The sequence below is a fragment of the Roseibium sp. SCP14 genome (assembly GCF_040329475.1).
GTDB lineage: Bacteria > Pseudomonadota > Alphaproteobacteria > Rhizobiales > Stappiaceae > Roseibium.
In genome coordinates this window covers 140,698-158,826 of record NZ_JBDZYH010000011.1, presented here as the reverse complement: position 1 = coordinate 158,826, position 18,129 = coordinate 140,698, and the positions used below count along the sequence as shown (strand labels likewise).

At 54.6% G+C, this 18,129-nt stretch carries 16 protein-coding genes; 5 read left to right on the top strand and 11 right to left on the bottom strand.

Annotation, left to right across the window (positions count from 1 at the left end; genetic code table 11):
- Positions 1 to 95 precede the first annotated feature (95 nt).
- The gene (locus ABLQ08_RS29320; protein WP_352949947.1) at positions 96 to 1,535 is read left to right on the top strand and encodes a TrkH family potassium uptake protein; all 1,440 of its coding nucleotides are present in this window, start codon (positions 96 to 98) and stop codon (positions 1,533 to 1,535) included.
- A gap of 112 nt (positions 1,536 to 1,647) precedes the next feature.
- On the opposite strand, the gene ABLQ08_RS29315 is transcribed toward ABLQ08_RS29320, so the two are convergent.
- Positions 1,648 to 1,878 (bottom strand): hypothetical protein, encoded by a 231-nt coding sequence (locus ABLQ08_RS29315; protein WP_352949945.1) that lies wholly within the window; start codon positions 1,876 to 1,878, stop codon positions 1,648 to 1,650.
- A 241-nt stretch (positions 1,879 to 2,119) separates the two neighbouring features.
- Positions 2,120 to 2,791: a YggS family pyridoxal phosphate-dependent enzyme gene (locus tag ABLQ08_RS29310; RefSeq protein WP_352949943.1), complete on the bottom strand. Its 672-nt coding sequence runs from the start codon at positions 2,789 to 2,791 to the stop codon at positions 2,120 to 2,122.
- A gap of 277 nt (positions 2,792 to 3,068) precedes the next feature.
- On the opposite strand from ABLQ08_RS29310, the gene ABLQ08_RS29305 reads away from it, so the two are divergent.
- The 4 genes from ABLQ08_RS29305 to holA all read left to right on the top strand — a co-directional run bounded on the left by ABLQ08_RS29305 (position 3,069) and on the right by holA (position 8,210).
- Positions 3,069 to 3,809 carry a substrate-binding periplasmic protein gene (locus ABLQ08_RS29305; protein WP_352949941.1) on the top strand — a complete coding sequence of 247 codons (741 nt, stop codon included), beginning with the start codon at positions 3,069 to 3,071 and terminating at the stop codon, positions 3,807 to 3,809.
- Positions 3,810 to 3,961: 152 nt separating this feature from the next.
- Complete coding sequence (gene leuS / locus ABLQ08_RS29300) at positions 3,962 to 6,583, top strand: leucine--tRNA ligase (protein ID WP_352949939.1); 2,622 nt, start codon at positions 3,962 to 3,964, stop codon at positions 6,581 to 6,583.
- Entirely contained in the window at positions 6,570 to 7,145 is a 576-nt protein-coding gene (locus ABLQ08_RS29295) for a hypothetical protein (protein ID WP_352949937.1), read from the top strand. The genes leuS and ABLQ08_RS29295 overlap by 14 nt, the downstream gene beginning before the upstream one ends.
- A gap of 24 nt (positions 7,146 to 7,169) precedes the next feature.
- Positions 7,170 to 8,210 carry a DNA polymerase III subunit delta gene (gene holA, locus ABLQ08_RS29290; protein ID WP_352949936.1) on the top strand — a complete coding sequence of 347 codons (1,041 nt, stop codon included), beginning with the start codon at positions 7,170 to 7,172 and terminating at the stop codon, positions 8,208 to 8,210.
- A 135-nt stretch (positions 8,211 to 8,345) separates the two neighbouring features.
- Here holA and ABLQ08_RS29285 read toward each other — a convergent pair whose 3' ends face one another.
- The 9 genes from ABLQ08_RS29285 to hemJ all read right to left on the bottom strand — a co-directional run bounded on the left by ABLQ08_RS29285 (position 8,346) and on the right by hemJ (position 18,128).
- Complete coding sequence (locus tag ABLQ08_RS29285) at positions 8,346 to 9,251, bottom strand: ParB/RepB/Spo0J family partition protein (RefSeq protein WP_352949934.1); 906 nt, start codon at positions 9,249 to 9,251, stop codon at positions 8,346 to 8,348.
- Between the two features lie 107 nt (positions 9,252 to 9,358).
- Positions 9,359 to 10,183, bottom strand: a complete 825-nt coding sequence (locus ABLQ08_RS29280; protein ID WP_352949932.1) for a ParA family protein — start codon at positions 10,181 to 10,183, stop codon at positions 9,359 to 9,361.
- 20 nt (positions 10,184 to 10,203) lie between these two features.
- The gene (gene rsmG / locus ABLQ08_RS29275; protein ID WP_417714967.1) at positions 10,204 to 10,860 is read right to left on the bottom strand and encodes a 16S rRNA (guanine(527)-N(7))-methyltransferase RsmG; all 657 of its coding nucleotides are present in this window, start codon (positions 10,858 to 10,860) and stop codon (positions 10,204 to 10,206) included.
- Entirely contained in the window at positions 10,860 to 12,746 is a 1,887-nt protein-coding gene (gene mnmG / locus ABLQ08_RS29270; protein ID WP_352949930.1) for a tRNA uridine-5-carboxymethylaminomethyl(34) synthesis enzyme MnmG, read from the bottom strand. Before mnmG ends, rsmG begins: the two co-directional genes overlap by 1 nt.
- Before the next feature lie 298 nt (positions 12,747 to 13,044).
- A complete protein-coding gene (gene mnmE / locus ABLQ08_RS29265; RefSeq protein WP_352949928.1) occupies positions 13,045 to 14,394 on the bottom strand; it encodes a tRNA uridine-5-carboxymethylaminomethyl(34) synthesis GTPase MnmE in 1,350 nt (449 codons plus the stop codon).
- Between the two features lie 347 nt (positions 14,395 to 14,741).
- A complete protein-coding gene (locus ABLQ08_RS29260) occupies positions 14,742 to 15,329 on the bottom strand; it encodes a GNAT family N-acetyltransferase (protein ID WP_352949926.1) in 588 nt (195 codons plus the stop codon).
- A gap of 92 nt (positions 15,330 to 15,421) precedes the next feature.
- Positions 15,422 to 16,021, bottom strand: a complete 600-nt coding sequence (locus ABLQ08_RS29255) for a GNAT family N-acetyltransferase (protein WP_352949925.1) — start codon at positions 16,019 to 16,021, stop codon at positions 15,422 to 15,424.
- A 111-nt stretch (positions 16,022 to 16,132) separates the two neighbouring features.
- The gene (gene rho / locus ABLQ08_RS29250) at positions 16,133 to 17,398 is read right to left on the bottom strand and encodes a transcription termination factor Rho (RefSeq protein WP_352949923.1); all 1,266 of its coding nucleotides are present in this window, start codon (positions 17,396 to 17,398) and stop codon (positions 16,133 to 16,135) included.
- A 301-nt stretch (positions 17,399 to 17,699) separates the two neighbouring features.
- Positions 17,700 to 18,128, bottom strand: a complete 429-nt coding sequence (gene hemJ, locus ABLQ08_RS29245; RefSeq protein WP_352950042.1) for a protoporphyrinogen oxidase HemJ — start codon at positions 18,126 to 18,128, stop codon at positions 17,700 to 17,702.
- Between the last annotated feature and the right edge of the window lies 1 nt (position 18,129).

The window sequence follows — 18,129 nt, the reverse complement described above, 5'->3', positions numbered from 1 at the left end:
TGCAACACTTGCATTTTCGCAGGCAGGCGCAGATAAATATTGTCTTCTAAACCTCGACTGCCGTTCTGACAGCCGACCATCCGGATGTTCGGTGCATGAATTTTCGAGCCATCGCGTTGCCAATCGGACGCCTGCTCGTCCTGATCTCGCTGCTGATGATCGTTCCTGCCATCGCAGATGTTTTTGCGTCGAATGTGGACTGGCAGGTATTTCTGGTATCCGCGGTCATTTTGTTTACGACCGGCGTCCTGACGGTCATTGCGTTTCGCGGTCAAAGACCTCCAAGCCATTTCAAGGAAGCCATTATCTTCGTAAATGCGGCCTGGTTCGCCTTTTCCTTTGCCGGAGCAATTCCGTTTTATTTCAGCGATTTGAACATCAGTTTCACCGATGCATTTTTCGAAACCGCGTCCGGACTGACGACGACCGGGTCGACGGTCCTGACGGGACTGGATTCTTTTCCGCCGGGTATCTTGCTGTGGCGTGCTCTCCTACAGTGGATTGGCGGTATCGGCGTCATCGCGATCGGGATCTGGCTGCTTCCCGGATTGCGGGTCGGCGGAAGTCAGCTCTTTGCTCTGGAATCGTCTGAAAACACGTCCAAACCCTATGGCCACACCTGGCCATTCGTTTACCGGCTGCTGGCGCTTTATGGCGGCCTGACCCTCACCTGCACCACGCTCTATGCGCTGTGCGGCATGAACCTTTTCAATGCGGCTGTTCACGCCATGACCACCGTTTCCACCGGCGGTTTTTCCACGTCGGATCAGTCGTTTGGTCAGTTTCCGGGCATTGCGGTCTATTGGGTCGCGACCGTTTTCATGCTCGCATCCAGCATTCCGTTTCTCTATTTGATCAGAAGCCTTGAATACAGACACTTCAAACGGGACATCCAGGTGGTTCTGCTGCTGTCCATCGTCGCGTTCGCCTCGTTCGCAGTGTTCTATTTCGAACGCTACATCGTCCATGACACGCCGTTTCACATGTTCACGCTCGCCGTGTTCAACGTCGTTTCGGTCATCACGACCACGGGATATGCTGCAAATGACTATCTTCAGTTCGGCCCGGCGGTGATTGCCATTTTTTTCGTGCTGACATTTTTCGGAGGCTGCAGCGGCTCGACATCCGGTGGCTTCAAGATGTTCAGGATTGCGATTTTGGCCAGCTATTGCCGGTGTCTGTTGCGCCGAATGGTTCATCCCCATCGCATCGTGGAACCGAAATATCAAAAACAGGCAGTATGCAACCCGGTGCTGGAAGGCGTGTTCGTTTTCGCGGTTGTGTATGCGGGGGCATTTGCCGGTTTCGCGGTTGTCTACCTGATGCTTGGTATGGATCTTGAGACGGCGTTGAGTGCTTCGATCACCGCTTTGGCAAATGTCGGCCCTGGCGTTGGAGACACCATCGGTCCGTCCGGGACATTTCAGACCCTGTCGGACGCGGCAAAGTGGTTGCTGGCAATCGAAATGATTTTCGGCAGGCTTGAAATTCTGGCAGCGATACTGCTGCTGATGCCCGACTTCTGGCGCGAATAATCAGGCACAAAACGCAAAACCACCGCCGGCGTGACCGATCCGGCGGTGGTCTTGATCAGACGGCCCTGCCGCTTGCGCAGCTTAAGGGGGGTCAGACCGTCCGAAGCCGGCGTTACGGCTGAACGGCAGCGAACTCATCTGCATCAAGCAGGCTGTCCTGGTTCGCATCCGCTGCTTTGAAAAGATCCTCTGACATGGACGGGTTTGCAGCCGTGATTTCTTCGAAGCTCACGAAACCATCCTGATTGCTGTCGACCGCCTCAAAAGACATGCCCTGTGCAAGAGCTGCTGTTGATGCGGTGAAAGCGCCAAGGAGAAGAGCAGCGGTAAGACGTTTGGACATGATATGACCTCCAAGTTTGGTTTTTGGTCTTAATGTTCCGTCGGTCTGCAGGACCCCTGCGATCCAGCGACCCGGAACGAGGAGGAATGTGCTGCTTGATATCGACTGCTAAAGGGCTGCTCTTGGGAAACGTCAGGGCATTGTTGTGACTGGCAAATCAATTCAGCCATAGGCCGGTCAAATTCACGTCACTATTGTCGATTTTCGGCGGTTGTAAGGCCGCTCATCGTTCAATTGGGACTTATCCGTAGTCTCTTGCCCCGAAAATGGCCGATCCAACACGAACGCAGGTTGCTCCGAAGCCGATTGCGGTATGGTAGTCGGACGACATTCCCATGGAGAGCTGGTCCAGACCGTTGCGTTTCGCGATTTTTTCCAGCAGTGCAAAATGCTCACCCGGCGCTTCATCCACCGGGGGGATGCACATCAGGCCGACGATGCTGAGCCCCGTCTCTTCGCGGCATTCCCTGATGAAGTCATCAACCTCTTTGGGCGGGATACCGGCCTTTTGCGGCTCTTCGCCCGTATTGACCTGGATGAAACAAGGAAGAGCCCTTCCCTGCTTGTCCATCTCCGCTTTCAGTGCCTTGGCGATTTTCGGCCGGTCGACAGTGTGTATCACATCAAAGGTCGCCACCGCTTCCTTGGCCTTGTTTGATTGCAAAGGTCCGATCAAGTGCAATTCGATGCCTTCGTATTCACTGCGCAGCCCCGGCCATTTGCCCATGGCTTCCTGAACGCGGTTTTCGCCGAACACCCGCTGGCCCGCATCAAGCACTGGGTGAATATCTTCAGCATCGAAAGTCTTTGACACCGCAATCAACGTCACCGAACCATCGTTCCGGTCATATTCGGCTTCCGCACTGCGAATATCGGCCTGAACTGCTGCGAGACGGTCTGCTGCGGACGTCATGAAATTTCCCTTCAGATAACGGACTTCCTTTGAAGTTCTCTCTTACGCCCGGCAAGGCTTCAATCACAAGAGCTCGAGGACAATGAATGTCCGAAAGCAAAGATGTGTTTCAGCTCACTATGAGAGAGTGGAATTGCCAAGCGATCCGACTATGCCGTGTTTTGTTCGGTCACGACAAAGCATATGTCGCAAGGCCGGGTAATACCGACGCAATTAATGGTTTCGTTATATCTCCACCTGATAAACTATGGATGTCTTTCTTCTTTTGGGGAATTGAATGGTCAAGGAGTGTTTCCGCACATTCCTCTCAATGCTGATGATGACATCCCTTGCATCGCAAGTACGGGCAGAGACCTTTACTTTCGCGATTGGCGAGTGGCCTCCTTTCATCTCGCAACATGCACCCGGGTTCGGGTTGCACTCCCAGAAAGTTACAGAGGTTTTCAAGTCCAGGGGACATGACGCCCAGTTCGAGTTCCTGCCCTGGCGACGTTCTCTCGCATTGACGAAGCAAGGCAGCCTGGCAGCAACGTTTTCCTGGTCTTACGTCAAGGCGCGAACAGCAGATTACCATTATCCGAAAACACCCATCGACACGTTGAAGGATGTTTATTTCTACGCAAAGCATCGTTTTCCCGAAGAACTGCCACCTCTGTCCTTCGAAGATCTCAAGGGGCGCGGACTGACCGTCGTCGGCATCGCCGGATATTGGTATCAGGAACCACTTGAAAAAATTGGCGTGACCTTTCAGAGCGTTGCGACGGAAGAACAGGCCTGGACGATGCTGTTACACGGACGGGCCGATATCTATATCGAAAATGACATCGTCGGTCGGGAACACAGCCGAACCATTCTCGGCCAAGAAGCTGCCGGGATCGGGATGTCGGAACCGATCCGCATAGAACCGCTGTTCATTCTGTTCAGCAAGAACCACCCTGACGGTGCCAAGATGCTGGAAATATGGGATTCATTTGAAGCTGAAGACGCGGAATCATTTGAAGGTCCGGCCATACGATAGCTTTACGAATGCGGCATTGCGAAATAAACAGGCTACTGAAGGATCAATTTAATCTCACATGTTGACCCCGGGCCGGATTTCTGGTGACAGTCCGGCAGTCAATCATTCAGGAAATCCGCCGTGTCAGGCGGCAAGAACAAACGGCACATTTGATGGCAACGGATCGGTACAATGCGCGCGAAGTGGAAGCGCGCTGGCAGAAAGTCTGGAACGACAAAGACGTCTTCGTCACGCATAACGACGACCCGCGCGATAAGTACTACGTCCTAGAGATGTTCCCCTATCCGTCCGGCCGCATTCATATGGGTCACGTGCGCAACTATGCGATGGGTGACGTGGTTGCCCGTTACAAGCGGTCAAAGGGCTTTAACGTCCTGCATCCGATGGGCTGGGACGCATTCGGCATGCCGGCGGAAAACGCTGCCATGCAGAACAAGGTTCACCCCAAGGACTGGACCTACGAAAACATCGCAACCATGCGTGACCAGCTCAAGATCATGGGCCTGTCGCTGGACTGGAGCCGAGAGTTCGCAACCTGCGACGTGGCCTACTACACACAGCAGCAACGCCTGTTCCTGAAATTCCTCGAAGCCGGGCTGGTTTACCGCAAAAACGCCAAGGTCAACTGGGATCCGGTCGACATGACCGTCCTGGCCAATGAGCAGGTGATCGACGGTCGCGGCTGGCGCTCCGGAGCACTGGTAGAGCAACGTGAGCTGACACAGTGGTTCTTCAAGATTTCCGACTATTCGGAAGATCTTCTGGACGCGATCGATACGCTGGATCGCTGGCCGGACAAGGTACGCCTGATGCAGAAAAACTGGATCGGCCGTTCGGAAGGTTTGCGCGTCCGCTTCGAATTTGCCGAAGCAGCACCCACAGGCGACAAGACGCTGGAGATCTTCACCACCCGTCCGGACACTCTGTTCGGCGCGTCTTTCATGGGTCTGTCTCCGGATCATCCGATCTCCGACAAGCTGGCCGAAAGCAATCCTGAACTGAAGGCGTTCATCGAAGAATGCCGACGGGTCGGAACTTCTGAAGAAGCTATTGAAAAAGCTGAAAAAAAGGGACTGGACACCGGTCTTCGTGTCAAACATCCGCTGGACAGTTCAATCGAGCTGCCGGTCTATGTCGCCAACTTCATCCTGATGGATTACGGCACGGGCGCGATCTTCGCTTGCCCGGCACACGACCAGCGCGACCTGGATTTTGCCCGCAAATACGACCTGCCGGTCAAACCGGTTGTTCTGCCGAAGGAAGCGGACGCCGCAACATTCGACGTCGGCGACGAAGCCTTCACGGATGACGGCACAATCTTCAACTCCGATTTCCTGGATGGTCTTTCCATTCCCGACGCCAAGGAAGCGGTCGCTGCGAAACTGGAAAGCATCAAGGTTGATGGCCGCCCACAGGCAGAACGCCAGGTAAATTATCGTCTGCGTGACTGGGGTATTTCCCGTCAGCGCTATTGGGGATGTCCCATCCCGGTCATTCATTGTGACGATTGTGGGGTTGTTCCGGAAAAGGACGAAAACCTGCCGGTCCAGCTGCCGGATGACATCAACTTCGACAAGCCCGGTAATCCGTTGGATCGTCATGCGACCTGGCGAGACACCACGTGCCCGAGCTGCGGCAAGCCTGCAAAGCGTGAAACCGACACCATGGACACCTTTGTCGATTCCTCCTGGTATTTTGCCCGCTTCACGGCGCCTGACTGTGATCAGCCGACAGACCCGAAGGCGGCAAACGGCTGGCTGGCAGTCGATCAGTATATCGGCGGTATCGAGCACGCGATCCTGCACCTGCTCTATTCCCGCTTTTTCACACGCGCGATGCAGAAGGTGGGCGCACTGGACCTGAAGGAGCCGTTCAAGGGCCTGTTCACCCAGGGAATGGTGACCCACGAGACTTACCGGATCGGCGAAGGTGCCAACGGACAATGGGTCTCTCCGGCTGAGGTCAAGATTGTGGATGTCGACGGAAAGCGCCGTGCGTCCCTGCTGGAGACCGGCGAAGAAGTTGCCATCGGCTCCATCGAGAAGATGTCGAAATCGAAAAAGAACACCGTCGATCCGACTGACATCATCGACACCTATGGTGCCGACACCGCACGCTGGTTCATGCTGTCCGACAGCCCGCCGGAGCGAGATGTCATCTGGACTGAAGACGGCGTCCAGGGTGCCTGGCGCTTCGTTCAACGCGTCTGGCGCCTGATCGGCGATATTGCCGAAAAGAGTGAACCGCGCAGCGGCAAGGCTCCGGAAGTTTCCGGCAAGGCGCTTGATTTGCGCCGTGCAAGTCACAAAACGCTGGAAGCTGTTTCCAACGACCTGGAAAATCTTGGTTTCAACCGAGCGGTCGCGCGTCTCTACGAATTCGTCAACATGATCAGCAAGACCGTCAGCGAAGGCCTGGACGACGCCGACAGGGAATATGCCGTTCGCGAAGCCGCGGACTTTCTCGTGCAGATGATGGCGCCGATGATGCCGCACCTGGCCGAAGAATGCTGGACCGTTCTCGGCCACGACAACCTGATTTCCGAAGCCAGCTGGCCGGTTGCCGACGACGCATTGCTGGTAGAAGATTCGGTCACTTATCCTATCCAGATCAACGGCAAACGTCGCGGCGAGCTGGAAATTGCAAAAGAGGCTTCCAAAGAAGAGGTCGAAGCAGCTACCTTGGCTTTGGATTTCGTGCAGAAGGCATTGGACGGAAACACGCCGAAGAAACTCATTGTGGTGCCGCAGAGGATCGTGAATGTCGTTGTTTAACAGCATCTTCGAAAGCAGAGGCGCGCTGCGGCGCGCTGCCCTTTGTGCGGGCATTGCGGCCACTGTCGTCGTTAGCGGATGCCAGGTGCGTCCGCTTTACGGCACCAGCACGGGTGATTTCACGTCAACACCGTCACCGGTCTCGGCCGAGCTGGCGGCGATCGATCTCGAAAGCATCTCCAGCCAGTATGCAAACGATGACGCTGCGCGGGTCCTTTACAACGAACTCACCTTCAAGTTCGAAAGAGGAGCTGGCACACCGGCGAAAAAATACCGGTTGAAGGTCCTCATGGACGTCAACAATGCGGCGGTGGCTGTCGAGCGTTTCGCAGATGTTCCTTCCGCCTATACCACAACGATGAACTCCACCTTCGTGTTGAGCGACATTGAAACCGATGAAACGCTCATGTCGGGACGTTCTTTCAAATCGGCATCGTATGACTTTTCGGACCAGCGTTTTGCCAACACTCGGGCTTACCGGGACGCGCAAGAACGTGTTGCCAAGTCAGTTGCTGACGATATTGCCGCGCGTGTCGCAGGCTATTTTGCCAGCCAGTCTTAAACCGTTGCCTGGAGACGATCGTTCATGGCCGTCTTGAAAGCTGCGGAAATCGACCGTTTCATCGCAAATCCGCCTGAAGCTGGCGGTGTCGTGCTGATATTCGGCCCTGATATCGGTCTGGTTTCGGAACGGGCGACTTTGCTTGTCACCAAGGCCTCCGAGGGTGACAGCGACCCGTTCAATCTGGTCAAGATCGATGCATCGGAACTCAGCTCCGATCCGAACCGCCTGATCGATGAGGTTCTGACCGTGCCACTGTTTGGCGGCCGGCGCATCATCTGGGTGAAGGATGCCAGTGGTAAGAACCTGAACCCTTCGCTTGAACCTGTTCTGAAGCTCGATGATTGGCAGACCCTGGTCGTTCTCGAAGGCGGTGACATCAAGAAGGGTGTCGGCCTCCGAAAGTTGATCGAAACCCACAAGCGTGCGGTAGCCCTGCCCTGCTACGCGGACAACGACCGCGGCATTGATCAGCTCATCGATGAGGAAACCCGCGAAGCAGGCCTGACCATCACGCGTGAAGCCCGTGCAGCGCTTCACAGCCTCCTTGGCGGCGATCGCATGGCCAGTCGGGGCGAGCTCAAGAAACTGTGCCTCTATGCGCTCGGCAAGGGCCGTATAGAAAGCGAGGACATCGAAGCGATTATCGGTGATGCCTCCTCCTTTGAAATGTCTGAGCTGATCGACGCGGCAGCATCCGGAGACCTGGCAACGCTTGATCACGGCCTGGAACGACTTTCTGAAGCTGGATCAAAGGCTTCTGTAATAGCCAATCAGGCGCTGAAACACTTCCAACATCTGCATCGGATGCGAATCGATGTCGATCAGGGCAAGGGCGCGCAACAGGTTATCGACAGCCAGCGCCCACCGATCTTCTTTAGCCGGAAACCAAAGTTCGCGCAGCAGCTGCGGATTTGGTCGCTGAAGGACCTGGAGCGCTCCATGGACATTCTGAGCGAGGCGACGAGGATTTCCAGGCTGAACGACCCACTGGGTGTTCCTGTGCTATCTGAAGCACTCCTGAAGCTCGGCAGGGCCGCCAGGGCCCGCAGCCAGCGGCGTTGACATTCCGCAGGCCCCGCAATTGATCACACGCTGGCCGGTCCTTCTCCAGGCAGCATAGGCACCACGTCAACCGAGCACATAAAAAGCCGGGTCTGAAATCAAACCCGGCTACGATAAACATTTGAAATCAATGTCTTAACGTGTTTCTACGCCTAGCTTCTTACAGATTTCATCGAGTTGCTCCAGCGACGTGTACTTGATTTTCACATCGCCGGATTCCTTGCCCGGCTTATGTCCTACCAACACTTTCAGACCCAGCGTATCGGTCAGACGCTTTTCCAATGCCTTGGTATCCGCATCCTTTTGCGGCCGTTCGCCTGACGTTTTCTTGCCCATCAGTTTGGCAAGCGCGTCCGGATCCTGCGAAATCCTTTCCGCGTCACGAACGGTCAATCCCTTCTCTACGATCAATTCGGCCAGGGTCGCCGGATCGTCCACCGTTATCAGCGCACGCGCGTGACCCGCCGTCAGAAGTCCCTCTGCAAGGTAGTCCTTAACCGAATTCGGCAGCTTCAACAGCCTCATCGTGTTGGCCACATGGCTACGGCTCTTGCCGATAACCTTCGCAAGTTCGCCCTGGCTATAGCTGAATTCAGCCGTCAGCTGCTCATAGCCCATCGCCTCCTCAATCGGATTGAGATCGGCGCGTTGAACGTTTTCGATGATGGCAAGCTCAAGGGCTTCCTGATCGGTCACATCCCGAATGATGATCGGAGCCTCGTGGAGCCCCGCCCGCTGTGCAGCACGCCAGCGGCGTTCACCGGCAATGATCTCGAACCTGTTTGTCTTGCCAGTCGCAGGGCGCACGAGGATCGGCTGCACGATGCCTTTGGCTTTGAGCGATTCGGAAAGATCCGCCAGATCCTTCTCGGTAAACGTCTTGCGCGGGTTGCGCGGATTGGGCTCCAGATGCTCGATTGGAACTTTTCTGGAATCACGGACGATCTTTTCCGGCGGAGCAGCCGCTTCAGGAGCTGAATCTCCGATCAACGCCGCCAGTCCGCGGCCCAAACGTTTGTTTTTGCCGTCTTTCTCCGCCATACCGCACCTTTTTCTTTTTATATATCAATCAGTTAGCCGATAACGTCGCAACTTCCTGCAAAACGTACCCGCCTCTATTGTCAGTTCGGACCCGAATCCGTTCGCAATCAGGCGGCAACACGCCGCAATTTGCGTTCTCTTTGAATGATTTCAGAAGCAAGCCGCAGATAGGCCTGGCTGCCGGCGCATTTCAGGTCATAGAGCAACGCTGGTTTGCCATAGGAAGGTGCCTCGGAAATACGCACATTTCGTGGAATCACCGTCTCGTAAACCGCGTCACCCATGGTTTCGCGGACATCGGCGACAACCTGGTTCGATAGATTGTTTCGGCTGTCATACATGGTCAGAACAATGCCATGGATGCTGAGTTCCTGGTTCAGCGCACCTTTGACCTGCTCGACGGTACTGAGCAGCTGGCTGAGGCCTTCCAGCGCAAAGAACTCACATTGTAGCGGCACCAGAATGGAGTGTGACGCCGAAAGAGCGTTGATCGTCAACAAGTTGAGCGAAGGCGGGCAATCAACCAACACATAGGTGAAGCCGAGTTCCCGATAGAGATTCGACCTCGTCAAACCTTCAATTGCATTCCGCAAGCGGAACGCCCTGTCACTGGTCGAAGCAATCTCGAGCTCAAGACCGAGAAGATCCATTGTGGAAGGGGCCACCCACAAACGTTGCACAGCGGTCTCGCGAATTGCCTCTGCAAGAGAGCAGTCACCGCTCAGAACTTCATAAGTGGAAAGCCCGCGATCCCGGTGTTCGATACCCAGGCCCGTCGAGGCATTGCCCTGAGGGTCGAGATCGATAACCAGTACCTTTTCCCCGATGGCCGCAAGAGCAGTTCCGAGATTGATGGCTGTGGTGGTTTTCCCCACCCCACCCTTTTGGTTTGCAAGCGACAGTACGCGTGGCGCTTCGGGAAGCATGGCCATTACCAAAATACCTTCCTGGGCTACTCCGGCCGGGCTGAAATATTTGAAAAGAGAAGCATCCGGCTCGCAGGATCAACAAGACTTTCTTTTTCTAACAGATCAAAGTCCCATGAGTCAGCGGCTTCGTTAACTTCGCGCTGAAAATCCTGACCTTTGTGGAAAACAGCCTTCGCCCCCTTTGCAGTAAAGGGCTTCGCCAGTTGAAACAGAAGGTCAAGAGACGCCAGAGCTCGGGCCGAGACAGCGTCTACTGTTCCATGCTGCCAATCTTTCGCTACCGATTCGATCCGACCGGCATGGACTGTTCCATTCGACCCGGTTTCTCTCAAAGCAGTTCGGAGAAACGCGACCTTGCGCTGATTGCTTTCGATCATGTGGACATGTCCCTGTGGATCATCTGCCAACAGAATTGCAGTCACCACGCCAGGGAAACCCCCACCACTGCCAATGTCTACCCACGTCTTCGCTTCGGGAAAACTCCAATGAGTCTGTAGGCTATCGGCCACATGCCGGGTCCAGATATCGGGAATGGTTGATGGCGCAATCAGGTTCTGAGCAGGCTGCCACTTCAGAACCAAATCCACATAGATCTGCAAACGATCCAACGTTTCACGTGAAACATCCCCAAACTTATGCACAACCTGTCCAGAGTCGTTCAACACCATCGGACGCCCCATCAGGCAGCTCCCTTTTCAGAATGCCGCTTCAAGTGAGAAAGGACCAGGGTCAATGCGGCGGGTGTTACGCCATCCATCCGCGATGCCTGTCCAAGGGTTGCCGGGCGAATATCGCTCAGTTTCTGTTTGACTTCATTGGACAATCCGACAATTGCTTCGTAATCGAAACTATCCGGGATTCTCAACGCTTCATCGCGTTTGAGAGCTTCCACATCGGCCAGCTGCCGCTCAAGGTAGACCGCGTAAAGGGCATCCGTTGCCACCTGCTCTGCAATCTCTTTTTCAATGTCTTTCAGTTCCGGCCAGATCGCCGCCAGCCCTTCATAGGTGACATTGGGATAAGAAAGAAGATCGAAAGCCGTTCGCCTGATCCCGTCCTGATTCACGGGCAGGCCTTTTTTCTGAGCCTCGGATGGTGTCACGGTCAGCCGTATCAGAAGTTCTCTCGCCTCGGCTATTTTCGACATCTTGTCGTCAAAGGATCTTCGACGCGTGTCGGAGACAATTCCAAAGTCAACACCAAGTGGCGTCAGGCGTTGATCGGCGTTATCGGCTCTGAGCGACAGGCGATACTCCGCGCGGGATGTGAACATCCGATAGGGTTCCGTGATGCCCCTCGTGATGAGGTCGTCAATCATCACGCCGATATAGCCTTGTGAGCGATCGACAACGAACGGCTCTTTACCCTGCACCTGCAGAGCGGCATTGACACCGGCCACAAGGCCCTGGGCCCCTGCTTCCTCATAGCCGGTGGTTCCATTGATTTGGCCGGCTAGATATAGACCCGGGCAACGTTTGGCCTCCAACGTCGGACGCAGCTCACGCGGATCGACATGGTCATATTCGATGGCATATCCAGGTTGGATGACCTTCACATCTTCCAGGCCCGGAATTGTTTTCAGAAACTCGAGCTGCGCATCTTCCGGCAGTGAAGTCGAAATCCCGTTCGGATAGACGGTGTGATCGTCCAAGCCCTCCGGCTCCAGAAAGATCTGATGCCCGTCACGATCGCCAAAGCGAACGATCTTGTCTTCAATGGAGGGGCAATAACGCGGTCCCCTGCCCTGGATCTCGCCAGAGTACATTGCAGACCTGGACAGGTTGTCCCGGATGATCTGATGAGTTTTTGGAGTGGTCCTGGTGATGTGGCAAGGAATCTGTGGCGTTTCGATCCTGTCCGTCAGAGTGGAAAACGGAACAGGATCCTCATCGCCTGGCTGTTCTTCCAAGCGGTCCCAATGGATTGTTCTGCCGTCGAGCCGCGCCGGGGTACCGGTTTTCAATCGGCCCAGCTCAAAACCGATCTCCTCAAGTGACCCTGACAAACCCATGGCCGGCGCCTCACCTGACCGGCCCGCAGGTATCTTCTTGTCACCAATATGAATAAGCCCACGCAAGAAGGTTCCGCTTGTCAGCACAATCGCCTCACAGGCAATGGTACGGCCATCCGACAGCACTATACCTGAGACCGGGCGAGTGTCAGCTTCGCCATCGAACAGGATCTTGTCTGCTTCCCCTTCGACCACGGTCAGGCCATCAATCGCAGCAATCTCTTTCTGCATTGCTTCACGGTAGAGCTTCCGGTCGGCCTGTGCTCTCGGACCACGAACCGCTGGCCCCTTGCGCCGGTTGAGCATACGAAACTGAATACCACCCTGATCGGCAACACGGCCCATCAGACCATCCAGTGCATCGATCTCCCGAACGAGATGCCCCTTCCCCAATCCGCCAATCGCCGGATTGCAGGACATCACACCAATGGTCTCGAACTTGTGTGTCACCAGCGCAGTCATCGCTCCGGCGCGCGCGGCAGCCGCAGCGGCTTCACATCCGGCATGACCACCACCGATGATCACGACATCGTATTTCAGTTCCTGATCGCTCATTCTCTCACCGCTCACGCAGGCACTTCAGCAACGCCACAAGTACCTGGCAATACCCTTATCAATTTTCGGGATCGGTTTCCGGCTTCAAAGCCAGACTATCACAGGCCGTCAGACCGGCACATGTTCGCGAAACTTATACGGCGGGAAGCGTGAGAGGTCAAAGTGGAATTAGATCAGGGACTCACTTACGACGGACTCGTCTCTCCAAACCAGATGAACTCCATCGTCATGATTCACGTGAAACATGTTCCGGTTATGAATCGACCGAGAGTTTCCTTGAAATGATTCACGTGAAACATCACTTACCGATGCAAAAATCCCGGAAGATAACATCAAGAAGATCTTCAACATCGATGCGTCCAGTGATCCGACCAAGAGCATCGGCGGCGCGGCGCAGGTCCTCGGCCCGGAGTTCCGTTGGCAGATGCTCAGCATCGATAGCCGTCCGAAGACCGGCCAGACAGTCCTTCAGAAAATGCCGGTGCCTTTCCCGCGTTGCCAGGGGGGCTTCACCAAGGGAAATCGTTTCTTCAGCAAAATGGGTCAGAGCCGCAAAGAGCTCAGACATTCCTTCCTCACTTTTACTCGAACAAGCAATTTCCTTGATTGTTCCGGAAGAGTCTTGTTTCGGATGAGTCTCAAGATCTCCCTTCGTGTAGATCCTCCACACTGGAACTTCCTGTCTGAGGTCTTCAGGTAGGCCTGACCCTGCGTCCTCCAGATCCACTCCCCTGGGCTCAATGGCCCAAAGGATCAGGTCTGCCTCTCTTCCCTTGGCCTCGGCGCGTCGGATACCTTCCTTTTCGACCACACCCTCTGTCTGGCGCAGACCCGCCGTGTCTACCAGGGTCACCGGGTAACCGCCGAGATCAAGATGAACTTCAATAACGTCCCGAGTTGTCCCTGCCTCTTCAGTTACGATAGCAACATCCCGCCCGGCAATCGCATTCAAAAGGCTGGACTTGCCGGCATTCGGCGCGCCCATCAACACCACTTGCAAACCTGTCCGCAGACGTTCCCCGCTCCTTGAGCGTTCCAGATGCCGTGCAATTTCGGAATGAAGCATGGCCGCTTCCTGCCAGACTTCGTCGGCTACGCTGCCGGGGATGTCTTCTTCGTCAGCGAAATCGAAATCAGCTTCGATCATCGCCCGCATATGAATGAGCCGTTTGCGCCAGTCCTCATAGAGCTTGCCAAGCGCTCCACCCATCTGTCGCATGGCCTGCTTGCGTTGGCTTTCTGTTTCCGCTGCAATGAGGTCCGCAAGTCCTTCCACTTCGGTCAGATCCATTCGACCATGATCGAAGGCCCGTCGCGTGAATTCGCCTGGCTCGGCAGGACGGCAATTGTCGAACGTCCCCAGGACGGCGAGCATCCGGCTGACCACTGCCCTGCCCCCGTGACATTGGAACTCAGCCACATCTTCGCCGGTGAAACTCCGAGGACCCTCAAAGTAGAGAACCAGAGCCTCGTCCAGTATTTCATTAGACTGGGGATCGGAAAGCTTCGAAAGAAGGGCTGACCGAGGTGATGGCACTTGCCCACAAAGCGCTGCCACAATCTCCCTCGTCTTTTCTCCGGAGACGCGGATCACTGCGACGCCTGACGGCACTGCACCGCTGGAGAGAGCGTAGATTGTTTCAGCCATTGTTGTTCTTCCGAAGAGACGGCACGGATTGTTTGTGCTCTTGATCAGGTAGATGGTTCCAACGCCTCTTTAGCAACATCATCCTTGATGCGAAAGAACGTAGACCGTTTGATACGGTTTTCTGTGTCCTCAAGCACATTGCCAAGGTCAGGACATTCCGCGTACGAATCGATTGATGAATTGCGATTGAACGGATTCACGTGAAACGTTTGAGTGTGTTTCACGTGAATCAATCTGCTTCGAAGTCATTCTGAAACCGAGGCATTGGTAGCATTTCTCGCCATCAGGATACTCACCTGAAAACGGATAGGCCGCTTCCGGAACCTTAAAAAGGTCATCTTTTCGGATCAGGTACCACTCGAGCTTTGCGACAGGTGGTTCCATGACGCTCTGGTCATTCTGTAGAGCCGGTGCGAAGCAAGTTTGTGACCTTTTGAAAAATAGGGATGGTCGAAATCTTCCTCAGGGTTTCTGGTCATTCCCAAACGCGTCATGACTTTTTGCGATGCTTCATTTATGGCCGGAGTAAAGGACACGATCTCGTCATAGCATTTGGTTTCAAAGCCGAATCGAAGCCAAGCAGTTGCCGCTTCACTGGCATACCCCTTGCCCCAGGCCGACCGTTTCAATCGCCAACCAATATCGATGCATGGCGCTGCGGGAAGCGAGGTTCTATCCGCATGCACATCCAGGCCGACAAAGCCAATGAACTCCCCGGTCGCCTTCACTTCGACGGGACTGTAGAAAGCTCCATGTGCCTTGAAACAGCCGCGTCCCATTGCAATCAGTTTTTCCGTCTTTTGACGCGTCAATGGTTCAGGAAAGTATCGCATCACTTCCGGATCAGAGCAGATCTCAGAGAAAGGCTCGATGTCCCCTTCCCTCCAGCCTCGCAGCAACAGCCGCTCGGTTTCAATCGCAAATTCTTGAGACATGAAACGGGTCCGATTCAATTTCGGATTCACGTGAAACAAACCTGAAGGCTTCGGCCCGCGACTAAGCAATGCTGTTTCACGTGAATCGCAAATCAACTATCTGCCAGAGCGTCCTGTTTGGCCTGTTCCCTTGCCAACCAATCCGCGCTGGCCAATCGGTAAAGGACATGCATGGCGATCGGATGATCGGACGGCAAGGAAGGATGAAGAAAATCTCCCTCCGGATCCTGTGTCATGCCAACACGTTCCATGACCTTCCGGGACGGGAGATTGGCTGGAATGGTGAAGGCCACGATTTCATCAAGGCCAATGGTTTCAAAACCGAATCGAAGCCATTCTCTGGCAGCTTCACTCGCAAAGCCCTTGCCCCAGACAGACTTATTCATCCGCCAGCCGATTTCAATACAAGGATCGAAAGGCAGCGGTGCTGCATATGTGGGTCTGTTCAAACCGACAATGCCGAGAAATTCGCCTGTTTCCTTCACTTCTACCGGTGCCATGCAGAAACCGTCCTGCTCCTGCTTGGCAATGCAGCGACGTACCAGCAACTCGGAATTTTCGCGGCTCATCGGTTCTGGAAAAAATTGCATAACGACCGGATCGGCGCACAGTTCCGCGAAGGGTTCGATGTCGTCTTCTTGCCAGGCGCGCAGATACAAACGGTCGGTTTCAAGGAATACGGTTCTGGTCATAAAGGCACTTCCGATTCGGGACGATGGATTCACGTGAAACAATTCTTAACAAAAAGTAAAGGCGCGAACCGTTTCGGTCGCGCCTTCTTCTGGTTGTCTGATCCTCTTGGATCAAGTGTTCATGCTGTCGAAGAATTCGTCGTTCGACTTGGTCTGCTTGAGCTTGTCCAGAAGGAACTCGATTGCATCGACCGTCCCCATCGGATTGAGAATACGGCGCAGAACGAAGGTCTTCTTGAGGCGCTCGTGCGGAACCAGCAGCTCCTCCTTACGCGTGCCGGAGCGCTGAATATCGATTGACGGATAAACGCGCTTGTCGGAAATCTTCCGGTCAAGGATGATTTCGGAGTTACCGGTGCCCTTGAATTCTTCAAAGATGACTTCGTCCATGCGGCTGCCCGTATCGATCAGGGCGGTCGCGATGATCGTCAGAGATCCGCCTTCTTCGATGTTACGGGCCGCGCCGAAGAAACGCTTCGGGCGCTGCAGGGCGTTGGCATCGACACCACCGGTCAGAACCTTACCGGAAGATGGTACGACGGTGTTGTAGGCCCGGCCCAGACGGGTGATGGAGTCGAGCAGGATGACAACGTCACGGCCGTGCTCGGTCAGGCGCTTTGCCTTTTCGATCACCATTTCAGCGACCTGTACGTGACGCGATGCAGGTTCGTCAAATGTCGACGAAACCACTTCACCGTTCACCGTGCGCTGCATGTCGGTGACTTCCTCCGGGCGCTCATCGATCAGAAGAACGATAAGATAACATTCCGGATGATTGGTCGTAATGGATTTGGCAATGTTTTGCAGGAAGACCGTTTTACCGGTACGCGGCGGCGCCGTGATCAGGGCACGCTGGCCTTTTCCCAAAGGTGCCACAAGGTCAATAACCCTGGAGGACAGGTCCTTGATGGTCGGGTCTTCGATCTCCATCCGGAAACGTTCATCCGGATAAAGCGGTGTCAGATTGTCGAAGTGAACCTTGTGCCGGGCTTTTTCCGGGTCTTCGAAGTTAATCGAATTGACCTTGAGTAGCGCAAAATACCGCTCCCCCTCTTTCGGGCTTCGGATCTGGCCTTCAACGGTGTCCCCTGTCCGCAATGAGAAGCGACGTATCTGAGACGGCGAGACGTAAATATCGTCCGGACCGGGAAGATAGTTTGCGTCGGGTGATCTCAAGAAGCCGAAGCCATCCTGAAGAACCTCTACGACACCTTCGCCAATAATCTCCACATCCTGAGCAGCAAGATTTTTCAGGATAGCGAACATCAGCTCCTGCTTGCGCATGGTGCTGGCGTTTTCGACTTCAAGCTCCTCAGCAAATTGAAGCAGCTCTGTCGGTGTTTTTTCTTTTAGGTCTTTGAGTTTCATTTCCCGCATCGAGTTGGGGTCTTGGAGTTGTTATGGATAATTGGTTTGGAAGGTCGTTCTGAGCCGCATGAGATGGGTCGGCCAGAAGATATCTGAAAGACTATTTAGACGTGTCCAGATTGTACGGTGATGAATTAGCGACTGAATACAAACGCTGCACCGTTCGGAAGTTGGCGGACGATACGTTGTTTTGAAACAAATCGCAAGTTCGGATTTCTGCGGATTTTCCGAGCCTGCTTAGATGCCGAATTGGTTGAAAAAAGGGCAGCCTCAAATTCGAAGCTGCCCCACGATAATCAAGTCCGGAAAATCAAAATGGTTTGCCGATCACAAGGATCACGATACCGATCATCAGCAAGGTCGGAACCTCGTTCATGATCCGGTAGAACCGGGCCGGTTTGGTGTTTGCATCCCTGGCGAACTTCTTGACGCAGCCACTCAGGTACCCGTGAACACCAGACATTATCAACACGAGCGTGAGCTTTGCATGAAACCAGCCGTCTCGCCACGCATCAAGCTCGTATGCCGCCCAAAGCCCGAAGACCCAGGCGGCGATCATCGCCGGGTTCATGATCGCCTTCAACAACCGGCGCTCCATGACCTTGAAGGTCTCGGACTTGTCCGATCCCGCCTCTGCATCGGCATGATAGACAAACAGCCGCGGCAGATAGAGCATGCCGGCCATCCAGGCGATGATCGAAATGACGTGAAGGGATTTGATCCAGAGAAACAGATCCATC

Coding starts and splice junctions, on each gene's coding strand:
- ABLQ08_RS29320 (WP_352949947.1), top strand. CDS start 96: ATGAATTTTCGAGCCATCGCGTTGCCAATCGGACGCCTGCTCGTCCTG.
- ABLQ08_RS29315 (WP_352949945.1), bottom strand. CDS start 1,878: ATGTCCAAACGTCTTACCGCTGCTCTTCTCCTTGGCGCTTTCACCGCA.
- ABLQ08_RS29310 (WP_352949943.1), bottom strand. CDS start 2,791: ATGACGTCCGCAGCAGACCGTCTCGCAGCAGTTCAGGCCGATATTCGC.
- ABLQ08_RS29305 (WP_352949941.1), top strand. CDS start 3,069: ATGGTCAAGGAGTGTTTCCGCACATTCCTCTCAATGCTGATGATGACA.
- leuS (WP_352949939.1), top strand. CDS start 3,962: ATGGCAACGGATCGGTACAATGCGCGCGAAGTGGAAGCGCGCTGGCAG.
- ABLQ08_RS29295 (WP_352949937.1), top strand. CDS start 6,570: ATGTCGTTGTTTAACAGCATCTTCGAAAGCAGAGGCGCGCTGCGGCGC.
- holA (WP_352949936.1), top strand. CDS start 7,170: ATGGCCGTCTTGAAAGCTGCGGAAATCGACCGTTTCATCGCAAATCCG.
- ABLQ08_RS29285 (WP_352949934.1), bottom strand. CDS start 9,251: ATGGCGGAGAAAGACGGCAAAAACAAACGTTTGGGCCGCGGACTGGCG.
- ABLQ08_RS29280 (WP_352949932.1), bottom strand. CDS start 10,183: ATGGCCATGCTTCCCGAAGCGCCACGCGTACTGTCGCTTGCAAACCAA.
- rsmG (WP_417714967.1), bottom strand. CDS start 10,860: ATGGGGCGTCCGATGGTGTTGAACGACTCTGGACAGGTTGTGCATAAG.
- mnmG (WP_352949930.1), bottom strand. CDS start 12,746: ATGAGCGATCAGGAACTGAAATACGATGTCGTGATCATCGGTGGTGGT.
- mnmE (WP_352949928.1), bottom strand. CDS start 14,394: ATGGCTGAAACAATCTACGCTCTCTCCAGCGGTGCAGTGCCGTCAGGC.
- ABLQ08_RS29260 (WP_352949926.1), bottom strand. CDS start 15,329: ATGTCTCAAGAATTTGCGATTGAAACCGAGCGGCTGTTGCTGCGAGGC.
- ABLQ08_RS29255 (WP_352949925.1), bottom strand. CDS start 16,021: ATGACCAGAACCGTATTCCTTGAAACCGACCGTTTGTATCTGCGCGCC.
- rho (WP_352949923.1), bottom strand. CDS start 17,398: ATGCGGGAAATGAAACTCAAAGACCTAAAAGAAAAAACACCGACAGAG.
- hemJ (WP_352950042.1), bottom strand. CDS start 18,128: ATGGATCTGTTTCTCTGGATCAAATCCCTTCACGTCATTTCGATCATC.